The 14,437-nt window shown below is 70.6% G+C and carries 14 protein-coding genes; 5 read left to right on the top strand and 9 right to left on the bottom strand.

The genetic code is table 11. The features are described from left to right. Positions 1-102: 102 nt before the first annotated feature. The 6 genes from ACIA8R_RS22375 to ACIA8R_RS22350 form a co-directional block, all read right to left on the bottom strand. Entirely contained in the window at positions 103-1,857 is a 1,755-nt protein-coding gene (locus ACIA8R_RS22375) for a DEAD/DEAH box helicase (protein WP_397040123.1), read from the bottom strand. A gap of 124 nt (positions 1,858-1,981) precedes the next feature. Further along, positions 1,982-2,806: a hypothetical protein gene (locus tag ACIA8R_RS22370; protein WP_397040121.1), complete on the bottom strand. Its 825-nt coding sequence runs from the start codon at positions 2,804-2,806 to the stop codon at positions 1,982-1,984. 90 nt (positions 2,807-2,896) lie between these two features. Further along, positions 2,897-4,285: an MFS transporter gene (locus ACIA8R_RS22365; protein ID WP_364088930.1), complete on the bottom strand. Its 1,389-nt coding sequence runs from the start codon at positions 4,283-4,285 to the stop codon at positions 2,897-2,899. A gap of 24 nt (positions 4,286-4,309) precedes the next feature. Next, on the bottom strand, positions 4,310-5,230 hold the full coding sequence (locus tag ACIA8R_RS22360; RefSeq protein ID WP_397040119.1) for a zinc metalloprotease: 921 nt from the start codon (positions 5,228-5,230) through the stop codon (positions 4,310-4,312). Positions 5,231-5,308: 78 nt separating this feature from the next. Next, positions 5,309-5,569 (bottom strand): DUF3039 domain-containing protein, encoded by a 261-nt coding sequence (locus ACIA8R_RS22355; protein ID WP_357695193.1) that lies wholly within the window; start codon positions 5,567-5,569, stop codon positions 5,309-5,311. Further along, on the bottom strand, positions 5,566-6,051 hold the full coding sequence (locus ACIA8R_RS22350) for a hypothetical protein (RefSeq protein ID WP_364088937.1): 486 nt from the start codon (positions 6,049-6,051) through the stop codon (positions 5,566-5,568). The genes ACIA8R_RS22355 and ACIA8R_RS22350 overlap by 4 nt, the downstream gene beginning before the upstream one ends. A 68-nt stretch (positions 6,052-6,119) precedes the next feature. Between ACIA8R_RS22350 and ACIA8R_RS22345 the strand changes: the two genes are divergently transcribed. Further along, positions 6,120-7,526: a cellulase family glycosylhydrolase gene (locus ACIA8R_RS22345; RefSeq protein WP_364088940.1), complete on the top strand. Its 1,407-nt coding sequence runs from the start codon at positions 6,120-6,122 to the stop codon at positions 7,524-7,526. Positions 7,527-7,603: 77 nt separating this feature from the next. Here the strand turns inward: ACIA8R_RS22345 and ACIA8R_RS22340 are convergent, their stop codons facing one another. Then, positions 7,604-9,202 carry an MFS transporter gene (locus tag ACIA8R_RS22340; protein ID WP_364088943.1) on the bottom strand — a complete coding sequence of 533 codons (1,599 nt, stop codon included), beginning with the start codon at positions 9,200-9,202 and terminating at the stop codon, positions 7,604-7,606. A 149-nt stretch (positions 9,203-9,351) separates the two neighbouring features. Here ACIA8R_RS22340 and ACIA8R_RS22335 point away from each other — a divergent pair, with 149 nt between their 5' ends. Next, positions 9,352-9,978 (top strand): TetR family transcriptional regulator, encoded by a 627-nt coding sequence (locus ACIA8R_RS22335; RefSeq protein WP_357695185.1) that lies wholly within the window; start codon positions 9,352-9,354, stop codon positions 9,976-9,978. On the opposite strand, the gene ACIA8R_RS22330 is transcribed toward ACIA8R_RS22335, so the two are convergent. Continuing rightward, a complete protein-coding gene (locus tag ACIA8R_RS22330; RefSeq protein WP_357695183.1) occupies positions 9,975-10,553 on the bottom strand; it encodes a YqgE/AlgH family protein in 579 nt (192 codons plus the stop codon). The genes ACIA8R_RS22335 and ACIA8R_RS22330 overlap by 4 nt on opposite strands. Positions 10,554-10,675: 122 nt before the next feature. Here ACIA8R_RS22330 and ACIA8R_RS22325 point away from each other — a divergent pair, with 122 nt between their 5' ends. Continuing rightward, positions 10,676-11,200: a hypothetical protein gene (locus tag ACIA8R_RS22325; protein ID WP_357695181.1), complete on the top strand. Its 525-nt coding sequence runs from the start codon at positions 10,676-10,678 to the stop codon at positions 11,198-11,200. Positions 11,201-11,216: 16 nt separating this feature from the next. On the opposite strand, the gene ACIA8R_RS22320 is transcribed toward ACIA8R_RS22325, so the two are convergent. Next, entirely contained in the window at positions 11,217-11,837 is a 621-nt protein-coding gene (locus ACIA8R_RS22320; RefSeq protein WP_357695179.1) for a TetR/AcrR family transcriptional regulator, read from the bottom strand. A 301-nt stretch (positions 11,838-12,138) separates the two neighbouring features. On the opposite strand from ACIA8R_RS22320, the gene ACIA8R_RS22315 reads away from it, so the two are divergent. Both ACIA8R_RS22315 and glpK read left to right on the top strand, forming a co-directional pair. Next, positions 12,139-12,891, top strand: coding sequence for an IclR family transcriptional regulator (locus tag ACIA8R_RS22315; RefSeq protein WP_357695177.1), 753 nt, complete (start codon positions 12,139-12,141; stop codon positions 12,889-12,891). Between the two features lie 52 nt (positions 12,892-12,943). Then, positions 12,944-14,434, top strand: a complete 1,491-nt coding sequence (gene glpK, locus ACIA8R_RS22310; protein ID WP_397040115.1) for a glycerol kinase GlpK — start codon at positions 12,944-12,946, stop codon at positions 14,432-14,434. The last annotated feature ends 3 nt before the right edge of the window (positions 14,435-14,437 follow it).

Raw genomic sequence — 14,437 nt, 5'->3', positions numbered from 1 at the left:
TGGCCGGCCTTCTAACGGAAGGTCACTGCTCTGTGTCCAAATGTGCAGGGTCCCCCGCCGGCCCCTTCGCCGGTTTCAAGTGAACCGGCGAAGGGGGCGCGGCTAGCGTCGCTGGGTGGCCCAGCGGCGGATGGCGTCGATGCGTTCCTGGATCTGCTCGGACGTGGCCTGCGCGATCGGCGGGCCGCCGCACGTGCGGCGCAGCTCGGCGTGGATGACCCCGTGGGGCTGGCCCGTGCGGTGGTTCCAGGCGCCCACCAGGCCGTTGAGCTCGCGGCGCAGCTCGGCGATCTGCTCGTGGGGGGCCAAGGTCTCCTTGGGCTGCTCGGCCGGGCCCTGCCTGCGCTTGGCGGCCTGCTGGTCGGACTGGCGCTTGCGGAGCAGGGTGGCCACCTGGTCGGGCTCAAGGAGGCCGGGCAGGCCCAGGAAGTCCTCCTCCTCGGCCGAGCCGATCTCCGCGCCGGTGCCGAACTCGCCGCCGTCGAAGAGCACCCGGTCGAAGGTGGCCGAGGTCTCCATCGTCTCGAACGGCAGCTCGTCGCCCAGGACGTCGGGGTTGTCCTTCTGACGGTTGGCCTGCTCCAGCAGGCTGTCGTCGAGGCCGTCCTCCGGAGGCTTCCTGTTGAGCACGTGGTCGCGCTCGACCTCCATCTCGTTGGCCAGCCCCATGAGGGTGGGCACCGAGGGGAGGAAGACCGAGGCCGTCTCGCCGCGCTTGCGGGCGCGGACGAAGCGGCCCACGGCCTGGGCGAAGAAGAGCGGGGTCGAGGTCGAGGTGGCGTAGACGCCCACGCACAGGCGCGGGATGTCGACGCCCTCGGACACCATGCGGACGGCCACCAGCCAGCGGTCTTCGGAGGCGGCGAACTGCTTGATCTTCTTGGACGCCCCCGGGTCGTCGGACAGGACGACCGTCGCGCCCTCGCCGGTGATGTTGCGCAGGTGGCGGGAGTAGGCCCGGGCGGTCTCGTGGTCGGTGGCGATCACCAGGCCGCCCGCGTCGGGCACGCCCCGGCGGACCTCGGTCAGGCGGCGGTCGGCGGCCTGCATGACCTGGCGGATCCAGTCGCCCTTGGGGTCGAGCGCGGCCCGCCACGCCTGGGAGAGCTGGTCCTTGGTGAGCGGGGTGCCGAGCGTCGCGGCGATCTCGTCGCCCGCGCGGGTGCGCCACTTCATCTCGCCGGAGTAGGCCAGGAAGATCACCGGACGCACGACGCCGTCGTCGAGCGCCGGGCCGTAGCCGTAGGAGAAGTCGGAGACGCTGCGCTTGACGCCCTCGGCGTCCTCCTCGTAGCCGACGAACGGGATCGGGTTGTCGTCGGACCTGAACGGCGTGCCGGTGAGCTGGAGCCGGCGGGTGGCGGGCTCGAACGCCTCGCGCACGCCGTCGCCCCACGACTTGGCGTCGCCCGCGTGGTGGATCTCGTCGAAGATGACCAGGGTCTTGCGGGCCTCGGTGCGCGCCCGGTGGAGCGCGGGGTGCATCGCGACCTGCGCGTACGTCACCGCCACCCCGGTGTAGTCGCGCGAGGTGGTGCCCTGGCTGTTCTTGAACTCGGGGTCGATGCCGATGCCGACCCGGGCGGCGGCGTCGGCCCACTGGCGCTTGAGGTGCTCGGTGGGCGTGACGACGGTGACGGCCCTGATCACACCGTTGGCCAGCAGCTCGCTGGCGATGCGCAGGGCATAGGTCGTCTTGCCCGCGCCGGGGGTGGCCACGGTGAGGAAGTCACGCGGCTCGCGCCTGAAGTACAGGTCGAACGCCTGCTGCTGCCAGGCGCGCAGCTTGGGCGCGGTGCCCCACGCGGCGCGGTCTGGATAGGAAGGCGAAAGGTGGGACGCGGCGAAGGTGCTCACCGCATCACCTCTGGGGTTCGTGTGCTTCGCTCTCTCACAGTGACCCAAGAGTAATCGGGCTCACCGACAAGACGTGCCGTGCACCGAGGATTCTGGCCAAGGTCTTCCCTACGTGCTATGCGGCTTATCTGAAGCTCGTCATCACCGCGTCCAGCGCCTGTCTCCCGGTGGTCGCCTCGGGCTGGAGCAGCCCGAGGAGCAGTACCGCGCGGCCCGCGCGGGTGAGAAGCATCACGCGCAGGAAGGCGGGCCGGTTGACGACGTCCTGGTACTCGGCCCGCAGCGCCCTGGTGTGCCCCTGCGGGATGTCGCGGTCGTCGACGACCGTGACCTTGTCGCCCTTGAGCAGGAGCCTGGAGTACAGCTCGGCGGCCTCCCCGGCGGCCTTCTTGGCGTTCGGCACGGGGTCGGGCACCCGCATGGCCATGACCAGCGCGCCGTTCCCGTCCCTGGCGACCGACGTGAAGCCGGTGACCGGCGGGATCGTGCCGGCGCTCCAGCCGGGCGGCAGCCGCAGTGACACGCCCGCCACGGCGTCGCTCAGCCGGTCGGACTCCGGCGGCGGCGCGGTGAACCGGGACGCCACCGTACTCACCCCCGCGACCAGCCCCGCCACCGCCGCCACCGCCGCCACGGCGACCAGGGCGCCGGCCACGCGACGTCCGCGCCTCGGGGGCTCCTCCAGCGGCCCGGGGTCGGCCGGGGTGCCGTAGAGCCGCGCCGAGGGCGGCAGCGGCTCGGAGGCGGCCGGCGGGTCGAGCGGGGCGGTCCTGCGGATCCGCGGGTTCCACGCGGTCTCCCGCTCGTACGGGTCGCGCCCGCGGCGGGGCGGCCAGGGGGCCTCCTCCGCGTCCTCGTCGGGGTCGTCCGGGGGGTCCGCGTCCTGGGGAGGAGTGCGGCGGTGCCGGGGCCCGGAAGCGGGGGGCCAGACCCGGTGATCATCCTCCATGACACCTCCTCGTCCCGTTGTCCTATCACTCCTCGGGACGAAGATCTGGCGATCCGTGATCACTGTGGCGGGAGGGGCAGAATCGCACGATCAGCGCGTACGGGCGGCCAGGAACGTGGCAGTGAGCCCGATGAGCGCCATCATGACCGAGATCACCACGAACCCGGTGGCGATCTGCCCGGACTCGTGGCCGATGAAGTTGATCACCGCGCCGCCCAGGCCGACGGTCAGCGCGGAGCCCAGCATGTCGGTGACCGACAGCGCCGCCGAGTTGGCGCCCTGCTCGCTGACCGGCGACTGCCTGAGCGCGGTGACGCTGACCGTGGTCATGCCGAGGCCCATCCCGAACCCGGCCGCGATCCAGGCCGGCACCGCGATCCACCCGCTCACCGCGGGCAGCGCCGCGAACAGCGCGATCACGATCCCGACCGTGACGCACACCGCTCCGAGCCTGATCCGCCGGTGCGGCTCGGCGGTCCGCCTGCTCTGCAGGAACGAGCCCGCCGACCAGCCGAGCGCGCCCGTGGTCAGCGCGATCCCGGCGGCCCTGGCGTCGAAGAACTTGACCGACGTCAGCACCAGCGGGATGAAGGAGTTGACGCCGAAGAAGGCCGCCGAGAAGAACCCGCGCAGCAGCACGGTGGTGGGCAGCCCGCGGCCGAACCGCAGCGCGCCCGGCGGCAGCAGCCGGTACAGGCCGTAGATCAGGAAGCCCAGCCCGCCGAGCGTGGCGGCCGTGCCGACCAGCGGCTGTTTGTGCAGCTCGTCCACGCCCCACAGCAGCACGCCCGCGCCGCCGGCGGCGGAGGTGGCGGCCAGCGTCATCGCCAGCGGCTGCGAACGCGGCCCGCGCGGGCCCTCCTCGGCCTGCTCGGGCCCGGCCATCCGGAGCGCGGGGACGAGCATCACCAGCGCGGGCACCACCAGCGGGATGATCCCGTAGAAGACGTAACGCCAGCCCCACTGCTCGGCGACGGCCCCCGCCACGGCGGGCCCGACCATCGAGGGCACGACCCAGGCGGCCGACAGCGCCGCGAAGACCTTGGGCCGCAGGTCCGCCGGGTAGACCCGGGCGATCATCACGTACAGCGCCACGATCGAGGCTCCGGCCCCCAATCCCTGGACGGCCCGCGCGATCAGGAACAGCTCCTTGGCGTCCGCCGTGCCGGCCAGCGCCATCCCGGCGACGAACAGCACCACCCCGGCCAGGAACGGCAGCGGGTAGCCGCGCCGGTCCGACCAGAGCCCGGCGACCACGTTGGCGAACAGGCTGGCGATGAGGAAGGCGGAGAAGCTGATGCCGTAGAGGTTGAGCGCGTCGAGGTCGCGGGAGACCTCCGGCATCACGACGCCGACCGACATCCCCTCGAAGGCGATCAGGGTGACCACGAGGACGATCCCCAAAGTGGCCGTGCGGTACGCCGGTCCTAGGATCCGGGGTGAGATGTCGGGAGCGTCGATTGCCTTCGGTGCTGTCACCTACACATGGTAAATGCGTCGAATCTACGCATCTGCGCTGCGTCGGTACACCGTCCACATCTCGTGCATGCGGTCGGCCTGGCCCTGGGTGAACTCCGACATGCACCGGTCATGGGCATAGTCCATGTAGTTGTGCATCGGGTCGGTGCCGGTGTTGGGGCAGGTGTCCTTGCTCTCGGGACAGCCCTCGGTGGCGCGGGCCTCGGGGGCGGTGTCGGCGATGCCGTCGCCCGGCTCGTCGCAGCCGTTCTCGAAGGTGTGGAACAGGCCGAGCCAGTGGCCGATCTCGTGGACGACGGTGAAGCCCTTGTCGTAGTTGGTCATCGCGCCGCCGGGCAGGCTGCGCCAGTCGATCACGACGCCGTCGAGGGCGGGGGCGCCGGCGTACCAGTAGGGGTAGCTGGCGAAGCCCAGCATGAGCTCGCTGAGCTGGGCGATGTAGAGGTTGAGCGTCTGGGCGCCGCCCTGGTGCAGGCGGGTCTTCATGGCCTTCTCGCCGCCGACCGGGTCGGCGAACCAGGTGGCGTTCTCCTTGACGGAGACGGACTCCAGCTTGAAGCGCAGGCCGGTGTCCACGCCGCCGTTGCGGCCGGCGTAGGCGGCGTTGAGCACGTCGATCTGGGTTCTGACCAGCTGCTCGGAGATCTTGCGCCGGCCGTCGGTGAGGACGACCACCCGGGTCGGCACGGTGATGCGCGCGGGCACGGTCAACCCCCGCAACCGGGTCTTCAGCTCGGCCGAGATCCTGGCGACGTCTTCGGGGAGCGGCGAGCGCGGGCCGGTCCCGGCCGGCGCGCGGGGGACGGCCAGGCGCGCGGCCGACGGGACGCAGGCGGACGCCGGCTCGGCGCCGACCGGGAGCGGCATGGCACCGAGCGGGAACGGCGGGGCGAGCCCGGCCGCGAGCAGGCATGCCAACGAGACGGCGGTCGCGCGCCGGGCCATACGATCCCCCCGTGACGGTATGGGCTGGTCAGATTACCGACCGTAGCCTTACCCGGGGGGAATGGGCTTCAGCAACACTCACTGCTTCTTGTCGTCATCGCCACCGCCGCCGGGCGGGAGACCTTCGTAGATCTCCTTGCACTCCGGGCAGACCGGGTATTTCTTCGGGTCACGGCTGGGCACCCAGATCTTGCCGCAGAGCGCGCGGATGGGCGTGCCCGTCACCATGCTCTCGGTGATCTTGTGCTTGTCCGCGTAGTGGGCGAACCGCTCGTGGTCGCCGTCACCGTGAGAGGTGCGCGGAGTGGTCTCCTGCTCAGGGAGGATCTTCGTGCTCACCCCATCGAGTTTATGCCCGCCGGCGACCGGTCCCGCGTTCCGGACCGGCGCGGCAGCGCGGCGAGCCCGGGGAGCCAGCCGAGGACGATTCCCCAGATCAGACCCGCGACCAGGCCGCCGCCGAGATAGCCGAGGTAGGCGCCGATCCCGGCCTCGGCGACGGTGGCGAGCAGGGCGGCGCGCACCAGGTTCACCGCGACCGCGGCGACCAGGAACCTGCCCCAGGTGCGCCAGAGTCCGGCGCGCGTGGACGCCACCGCGCCGACCAGGGCGAGCGCGAGGACCGTGTCGGCGAGCGTGAGCAGCCAGGTCGTCTCGCCCAGGGGGACGACGCGCAGGCCCGGCAGCGCGTACGGGGCCCCGACCGCGGACGGCACGGCCAGGTAGCCGACCCTCGTGACCAGGACCGCGCCGAACAGACCGAACCCCACGACGATCAACAAGGTGACGATCGCCGGCAGGCTATTGCGAACAAGGCTCATGTTCGGCAGGCTAGCCGCGTCCATGATTCTGATGGAAGACCCTATTTCCCGGCATCCGCGGAGATCAGATGAAGCGTGCCAGGTTGCTCGCGACGACAGCCGTGCTCGTCCTGCTGGCCGGAGGCGCTGTCGCCGCCGCGACCAGGGACGCTCCTCCGTCCACCCCCCGCTACGTCACCGACGACCGCGGCCGGGCGCTGATCCTGCACGGGTTCAACACGGCGGGCAGCGCCAAGGGCGCCCCGGACGCGCTCCCGGAGCTGACCCCGGACGACATCGACCGCGAATACCGGGACATGGGCACGAACTTCGTGCGCTTCCTCATCCTGTGGCGGGCCGTGGAGCCCTCCCCAGGCACCTATGACATGAAATATCTGGACAAGGTGGCTGAGCGGGTGCGGTGGTACTCCGACCGCGGCTACCAGGTCATGCTCGACATGCACCAGGACCTGTGGGGCAACGCCATCACCCCCACCGGCGTCGCCGGCAACGGCGCGCCCGCCTGGGCCACCCACACCGACGGCCTGCCGGTGGCCACCGAGCAGTTCACCTGGGAGATGTACTACCTGGAACCCGGCGTCATCCGGGCCTTCGACCACTTCTGGAACACCACCGGCGACCACCCCGACCTGATGGACCGCTACGCCAAGGCGTGGGCGGCGGTCGCGGCCCGCTTCAAGGACGTGCCGGGCGTTCTCGGGTACGACCTGATGAACGAGCCGTGGGGCGGCTCGGTGCAGGGCGCGACGTTCGAGACCGGCCCCCTGGCCACCCTCTACCGCAGGACCATCGCCCGGATCAGGGAGGTCGACCCCGACCGCTGGATCTTCCTGGAGCCGCAGGCCGTGGGCGTCAACTGGGGCCTGCCGTCGGCGCTGCCGCGCTTCGACGACCCGCGCGGCGGCCCGCCGCGCATCGCCTTCGCCCCGCACCTCTACCCGCTGCCCCTGGACCTCGGCGACGACTACGCCGCCGGCTCCAAGGAGTGGACCGACCGCACGCTCGGCTGGTGGCGCGAGAACATCGCGCGGACGGCCGAGCGCATGCGGGCGCCGGTCCTGCTGGGCGAGTTCGGGCTGGACATGACCAGGCCGGGCGCTTCCGACCTGGTGCGGAAGGTGCAGGAGGTGAGCGACCAGGTGGGCACGGGCATGGCGTACTGGTCGCGGGACGCCGACGCCTGGGGGCCGTACGACGCGAAGGGGAAGGCCACTCCGCTGCCGGGCGTGTACGTCAGGGCGTACCCGAGGGCGATCGGCGGCGTCCCGGTCGCCGTCACGTACGGCGAGAACCGCCTCCAGGTGGTCTTCGAAGCCAACGAGACCGGCCCCACCGAGATCTACCTGCCCGAGCGCGGCTTCCCGAACGGCGCGCAGGTGGACGGCGGCACGGCCGTCTGGAACGCCGCCCGGCGCATCCTGACGGTCACCACCAAGACCTCGGGCCGCGTCATCCTGACCGTCACCGCAAAATAGCGGCCCCCGCGACAGAGGGGCCCGGACAGCGGAACGGCCCCCGCCACGATGGCGGGGGCCGTTCCGGCGGGAAGCGGTCAGCCCATGTGGACCGGCGCGCCCTCGCTCTTGCGACCGGCCCTGACGAACAGCGTCAGCAGGGCCGTCAGCACCGCGACACCGGTGCTGACCAGGAAGGCGAGGTGCATGCCGTCCATGAACGAGTTGTGCACGGCGTCCGTGACCACCTGCGGCAGCCCCGGCGGGGTCGCGCCGAACGCGGCGGCCTTCTCCAGCAGCGTGAGCTGCCCCGGCGGGATCGCCTGCGCCGCCGGGCCGAGGTAGCCGGGCAGCGTGTCGGCGATCTCGCCGGCCATCACGGCGCCCAGGATCGCGGTGCCGAGCGCGCCGCCGACCTGCATGGCCGACTGCTGAAGGCCACCCGCGACACCGCTCAGCTCGACCGGCGCGTTGCCCACGATGATCTCGGTCGCGCCGACGAACACCGGCGAGAGGCCGAAGGCCAGCAGCACGAACGGCAGGCCGCTCTCGATGAACGAGGCGTCGATGCTGAGACGCGACATGAGGAACATCGAGGACGCGGTGATCAGCAGACCGGCGGCCATCGTGATCTTCGGCCCGAGCTTGCCGATCGCCATGCCAGCCAGGGGCGAGGCCACGATCATGCCCGCGCTCATCGGCAGCATCCGCAGGCCGGCGTCGAGCGGGGTCAGGCCGTGCACGCCCTGGAAGAAGAAGCCCAGGAAGAACATCGCGCCGAACATCGCGAACGCGACCATCATCATCAGCAGGGTGCCGATCGAGATCGAGACGTTCCTGAACAGCGACAGCGGCACCAGCGGCTGCTTGGCCCTGCTCTGCCAGAAGATGAACAGGCCGATGAGCACCACGAACGCGGCGATGAAGGTCAGCGTCGTCGAGTCGCCCCAGCCCCACTCGGGGGCCTTGATGATCGTCCAGACCAGCGAGAACATCGCGCCGGACAGCAGCACCACGCCGAGCCAGTCGATGCGGGCGAACGTCTGGACGCGGTTCTCCTTGATCAGCAGGAAGCCCATGATCAACGCGATGATGCCCACCGGTGCGTTGATGAAGAAGACCGACTCCCAGCTCACCTTCTCCACCAGCACGCCGCCCACGATCGGGCCGGCGGCGCTGGAGAGGCCGATGATGGCACCCCAGGCCCCCATCGCCTGGTTCAGCTTCTCACCGGGGAAGGCGCCACGCAGCAGCGCCAGGGCGGCCGGCTGGAGCAGGGCGCCGAAGAGGCCCTGCAGCACCCGCAGGCCTATCAGCGCGCCCACCGGCGACAGGCCGGGGACGACGTCGGCCAGCTCCTGGCTGAGACCGATGCCCACCGAGGACAGAGCGAAGCCGGCCACACCGATCAGGAAGACGCGCTTGTGCCCGAACAGGTCACCGAGCTTGCCCGCGGTGATCAGGAACACGGCCAGCGCGAGCAGGTAGCCGCTGGTCACCCACTGCAGGTCGGACAGCGACGCCTTCAATTCCACCTGGATGACGGGGTTGGCGATGCCCACCACCGTGCCGTCCAGCATCACCATGATGACGCCGAGGCTGACCGCCAGCAGCACCAGCCATGGGTTCCCGCCACCCGTCCCCGTCTTGCCGAGGCCGGGCGACGACGGTTCGGCGACCGCCTTCGCGTTAGCCATAAGGTCCCCCTCAGTTACATACCGCCTCAACAAGCGGCATAGGTCTCGTAAGCCTCAGGTAGAGTATGTCAGGCCATGACTTATGACAAACGATTTTAAAAAGACGCCGCATGACTTCTGGCACACTGTGACAGAAAGGTGGCGAAGGGGTGTCCGCAGTGGGTCTACGGGAACGCAAGAAGGAGAAGACGCGCCTCGCGCTCCTCGACGCGGCGCTCGACCTGTTCCTCGAACAAGGATACGAGTCCACCACGATCGAGCAGATAGCGGGGGTCGTCGAAGTCTCCCCCCGCACCTTCTTCCGCTACTTCACCGGCAAGGACCATCTCGTGCTGTGGTTCCACGACCACGGCGAGGAGGTCCTGATGGAGGCCTTCGCCGGCCGTCCGGAGGACGAGCCCCCGTTCACGTCGCTCATGCACGGCCTGCGGGCCATGGTGGAGGACATGCAGGGGTCAACGCCGGAGGACACCGAGAGGTTCCTGAAGCTGCGGCAACTTTTCGATAAATATCCGCACTTGGTGGGGCAGTCCGTCGCCCGGGGCGCCTTGACCGAGAGCCGCCTGGCCGAGGCCGTCGCCGCCCGCCGGGGCGTCGACCCCGAGGACGATCAGCTGACGCACCTGATCGTGGCGTTCGCGATGTCCACCATGCGCATCGGCTTCGAGTGCCCCCGCAGGGAGACCACCATGCCGGAGATCGTCACGCGCATCGCCGAGGCGGTCACGCTGGCCGAGGAGTCGCTGCGGCCCGGCTGGGACACCCGCCCGGCCTAGTTCATCGTGGGGTCGTCGGGGCAGGTCGCCACAAAGGCCAGCTCGCCCGGCTGACGCCGCAGCACGTGCCGCCAGAGCGAGCCGGGGTCGCCGTGGAAGGTGTCGCCGGCCTCGGAGTCGACGACGTACCAGGCGCCCTCGGCGATCTCGCTCTCCAACTGGCCGGAGGTCCAGCCGGCGTATCCGGCGAAGATCCGCATCTGCGCGATCTCGCCCTGGAGGATCTCGGGGGGCGCGTCGAGGTCGACCGTGCCCAGCCGGGAGACGGCCGGGGTGCCGGCGTGCAGCCTGCGCCAGCCGAGCGGCTCCTGCCCGCTCGGGACCGCCGCCAGGGCGAGGGCGCTGTCGGTCTGCACGGGACCGCCCTCGAACAGCACCGGCGGCCCGGTGACCAGCGGATCCCAGACCGGGAGCACCTGGGTGACCGAGATGTCGCTCGGCCGGTTGAGCACCACGCCGAGAGTGCCGCCGTCGTGGTCGTGTTCGAGGATCAGCACGACGCTACGCCGGAAGTTGGGGTCGTCGAGAAGCGGCGTCGCCACCAACAAACCGCCGACGTAGATCGCTTCCGCCATACCTCCATCATGAAGGGTGTGACGGGCTTTCCGCTCCCCCGGCCCGGCCATGTTACTTTCTGTGGCCTTATGGGCACGATCTGTAGCAAAGATCATGCTTGCGGAAGGCTCGGGAGGAGCACATGCGCATCGGTACCCGCCTCGTCCTGGCCGCCCTTCCCGTGGGCGCGGTCCTGCTGCTGCCGTCGCCCGCCGAGGCATGGCCCGACCGGGGCGATCCGTTCACGATGACGACCGACAAGCTCGGGTGCGGGTCGGGGTCCGTACGGGTCACGTTGCGCAACCAGACCCCCCAGCTCGCCCGGTTCGACCTGCGGGTGGACGCGACCAGCGTGGCGACCGGCTCGATCCCGGCCCGCAAGCAGGTGGTCAGGACGGTCAAGATCGACCGGGGCGCCACCCGCGAGATCGAGGCCTTCTCCGTCACCGACACCCACCCCGACACGCTCATCGACTCCACCCGGGTGCGCAACGACTGCGCCTGGGGGCGGGGGCACGGCAGGGGACACGGCCGCCTGCCCTACACCGGGCCGCCCTCCGACCTGTGGGGCAAGCTGGCCACGGGCGGCGGACTCGTGGTGATGGGCGGGATCATGTGGTGGTACGGCTCCGTCTGGCCCCGTTCGGTCCCCGACGGCCCCCTGTGACCCCGCCCGTACGGTGTCAGGCGTCCCGTGGGACGAACGCGCCCGCCCGCGCCGCCGCCAGCGTGCGCAGCGCCGCGTCCGTGGCGACCCCCTGGTCCACCGGTTCCTTGGTGACCAGCAGGCGGTAGTAGAGCGGCGCGGAGATCGCCCGGATCACCTCCATCCCGTCAGTGCCCTCGGGCAGTTCCCCCCGCTTCACCGCGAGGTCGACGACCTTGGCCCATTCCTCGATGCGCCGCAGATAGAAGGCCCGCAACGCCTGGACGGCCTGCGCGTCGGACGTGCCCGCCGCGATCACCGCCTGGAAGGTGGCCCCGAGCCGGTGGTCGGTGACCGCGCCCACCACGGCCATGGCGTTGGCCAGCAGGTCGTCCTCGACGGATCCCGTGTCGGCGTGTGGTGACGACTGCTCGGCCAGCTCGATCATCAGATCCGTGACCAGCCCTGCCCTGCTCCCCCAGCGCCGGTAGACCGTGGTCTTGCCCACGCCGGCCCTGGCCGCCACCTGATCCATGGTCAGCCCATGGAAGCCGTGCTCGACCAGCTCGTCCTGAGTGGCCTCCAGCACGGCCGCGCGCACGCGCGCGGTGCGGCCCCCCGGCCGCACAGTCCCCGCCAAACGGGACTCTTGTTCCATCAACTCCCCTTTCATGCTGACGTCATGGCACACTTAATGGAGCACTTGTCCCATTAAGGAGCTGTCGTGATCGTACTTTTCGACCGGCCCCTCCGATCGGACGACGTCCGCACAGCGGCTGGTTCCCGCGCTCTTGCCGGGCTTCCGGTTGATGCTCGCCGTGGCCATTGCGAGCGGTGGGGGCCGTCCTTCAGGGGGTGAGCGTGGCGGCGTCCGTCAACGCCGCGCCGACCGTCGCGGGAGCGCTGATTCCATAAAAGCGTTCGGCAATGTCGAACCGATCTGCGCTATGGTTGCCGCCGTGGGAGAGACGATTCAATCGGTGGAGCGGGCGGCCGCGATCCTGCGCCTGCTCGCCTCCGGCCCCCGCCAGCTCGGCGTGGCCGAGCTGGCCAGGGCGCTGGGCCTGCCCAAGGGCACGCTCCACGGCATCCTGCGCACGCTGGTCCGGGTCGGCTTCGTCGAGCAGGACGCGGCGACCGGCAAGTACCGGCTCGGGGCCACGCTGCTCCACCTGGGCAGCAGCTACCTCGACGTCAACGAACTGCGCACCCGCTCGATCAACTGGGCCGACGCCCTGGCCGGGCGGAGCAGGGAGAGCGCCTGGATCGGCACCCTTCACGAGGGCCACGTGCTGGTGATCCACCACGTGTTCCGCCCCGACGACAGCATGCAGACCCTCCAGGTCGGCACCTACCTGCCGACGCACGCCAGCGCGCTCGGCAAGGTGCTGCTCGCCTACGACCCCTACGGGGAGTCGCTCACGGCGCCGCCGCTGCCGGCGTACACGGACCGGACGCTGGTCGACACCGCCAAGCTGGAGGAGGACCTGGAGCAGGTCCGGACCAGGGGGTGGGCGGCCGAGATGGAGGAGCTGACCGAGGGCGAGGTCGCCATCGCGGCTCCGATCAAGGACCCGCGCGGCCTCGTGGTGGGCGCCATCGGCATCCGGGGCGCGGTCGAACGGCTGACCGCCGACGGCGCCCTGACCATGGAGTACGTCTCCTACGTCCGCGACGCCGCCCGCGCGATCACCCGCGATCTGGCCAGATGACCGGTTGAACAACACCGGGGCGAACACGTAACATCGCTCACATCGTTCGACAATGTCGAACCCCGACTCCCAAGCGAGGAACCTCGTGCCTCGACCGCACTACATCGCAGCCATTGACCAGGGCACCACGTCCAGCCGGTGCATCGTCTTCGACCAGGCCGGCAACATCGTCACCGTCGCCCAGCGCGAGCACCGCCAGATCTTCCCCAAGCCGGGCTGGGTCGAGCACGACGCCGAGGAGATCTGGCAGTCGGTCCGGACCGTCATGGCCGAGGCCACCGAGGGGCTCGACATCGCCGCGCTGGGCATCACCAACCAGCGCGAGACCACCGTCCTGTGGGACCGGGAGACCGGGCGTCCCGTCTGCCCCGCGATCGTGTGGCAGGACACCCGCACCGACGCGCTCACCCAGGCGCTCGCCGAGCACGAGGCGCTGTTCAAGGAGAAGGCGGGGCTGCCGCTGACCACGTACTTCTCCGGGCCGAAGATCCGCTGGCTGCTCGACGCGTACGGGCTGCGGGAGCGGGCCGAGCGCGGCGAGGTGCTGTTCGGCACGATGGACAGCTGGCTGCTGTGGAACCTGACCGGCCGCCACCTCACCGACGTGACCAACGCCAGCCGCACGATGCTGATGAACATCCACACGCTGAGCTGGGACGACGACCTGCTCGCCGCCCTCGGCGTGCCGCGCGCGATGCTGCCGGAGATCCGTCCGTCCGCCGAGGTCTACGGCCACACCGCGGCCGGCGTGCCGGTGGCCTCCGCGCTCGGCGACCAGCAGGCGGCGCTGTTCGGCCAGACCTGCTTCGAACCCGGCGAGACCAAGAGCACCTACGGCTCGGGCAGCTTCCTGCTGATGAACACCGGCCAGGAGCCCGTCGTCTCCCGGCACGGCCTGCTCACCACGGTCGGCTACCAGATCGGCGACGGCCCGGCCACGTACGCGCTCGAAGGCGCGATCGCCGTCACCGGCTCGCTGGTGCAGTGGCTGCGTGACAACCTGGGCCTGATCTCCAGCGCCGCCGAGATCGAGACGCTGGCCAAGACCGTCGACGACAACGGCGGCTGCTACTTCGTCCCGGCCTTCTCGGGGCTGTTCGCGCCCCACTGGCGCTCCGACGCCCGTGGCGTGATCGCCGGGCTGACCGGGTTCGTCACCAAGGGACACATCGCCCGCGCCGTCCTGGAGGCCACCGCCTGGCAGACCCGCGAGGTCGTCGACGCGATGAACGCCGACTCCGGGCTCGACCTGACCACGCTGCGCGCCGACGGAGGCATGACGGCCGACAACCTGCTCATGCAGACGCTGGCCGACGTGCTGGCCGTCCCCGTGATCAGGCCGATGGTCGCCGAGACCACCGCGCTCGGCGCCGCGTACGCCGCCGGCCTGGCCATCGGCTACTGGCCCGACCTCGACAGCCTGCGCGCCAACTGGCACAAGGCGTCGGAGTGGCGGCCGGAGATCGACGAACAGGTCCGTGCGCGGGAGTACCGCAATTGGAAGAAGGCCGTGGCCCGCACCCTCGACTGGGTCGAAAAGTAGGAC

Source organism: Nonomuraea sp. NPDC051191, assembly GCF_044455665.1.
Lineage (GTDB): Bacteria > Actinomycetota > Actinomycetes > Streptosporangiales > Streptosporangiaceae > Nonomuraea.
The sequence above is the reverse complement of the archived record's forward strand: the minus strand, read 5'-3'. Positions and strand labels throughout refer to the sequence as shown.

What these genes read in the sequence shown, in the direction of transcription:
- ACIA8R_RS22370 (WP_397040121.1), bottom strand. Translation starts at nt 2,806, where the DNA reads ATGGAGGATGATCACCGGGTCTGGCCCCCCGCTTCCGGGCCCCGGCAC.
- ACIA8R_RS22360 (WP_397040119.1), bottom strand. Translation starts at nt 5,230, where the DNA reads ATGGCCCGGCGCGCGACCGCCGTCTCGTTGGCATGCCTGCTCGCGGCC.
- ACIA8R_RS22350 (WP_364088937.1), bottom strand. Translation starts at nt 6,051, where the DNA reads ATGAGCCTTGTTCGCAATAGCCTGCCGGCGATCGTCACCTTGTTGATC.
- ACIA8R_RS22345 (WP_364088940.1), top strand. Translation starts at nt 6,120, where the DNA reads ATGAAGCGTGCCAGGTTGCTCGCGACGACAGCCGTGCTCGTCCTGCTG.
- ACIA8R_RS22340 (WP_364088943.1), bottom strand. Translation starts at nt 9,202, where the DNA reads ATGGCTAACGCGAAGGCGGTCGCCGAACCGTCGTCGCCCGGCCTCGGC.
- ACIA8R_RS22330 (WP_357695183.1), bottom strand. Translation starts at nt 10,553, where the DNA reads ATGGCGGAAGCGATCTACGTCGGCGGTTTGTTGGTGGCGACGCCGCTT.
- ACIA8R_RS22325 (WP_357695181.1), top strand. Translation starts at nt 10,676, where the DNA reads ATGCGCATCGGTACCCGCCTCGTCCTGGCCGCCCTTCCCGTGGGCGCG.
- ACIA8R_RS22320 (WP_357695179.1), bottom strand. Translation starts at nt 11,837, where the DNA reads ATGGAACAAGAGTCCCGTTTGGCGGGGACTGTGCGGCCGGGGGGCCGC.
- glpK (WP_397040115.1), top strand. Translation starts at nt 12,944, where the DNA reads ATGTCGAACCCCGACTCCCAAGCGAGGAACCTCGTGCCTCGACCGCAC.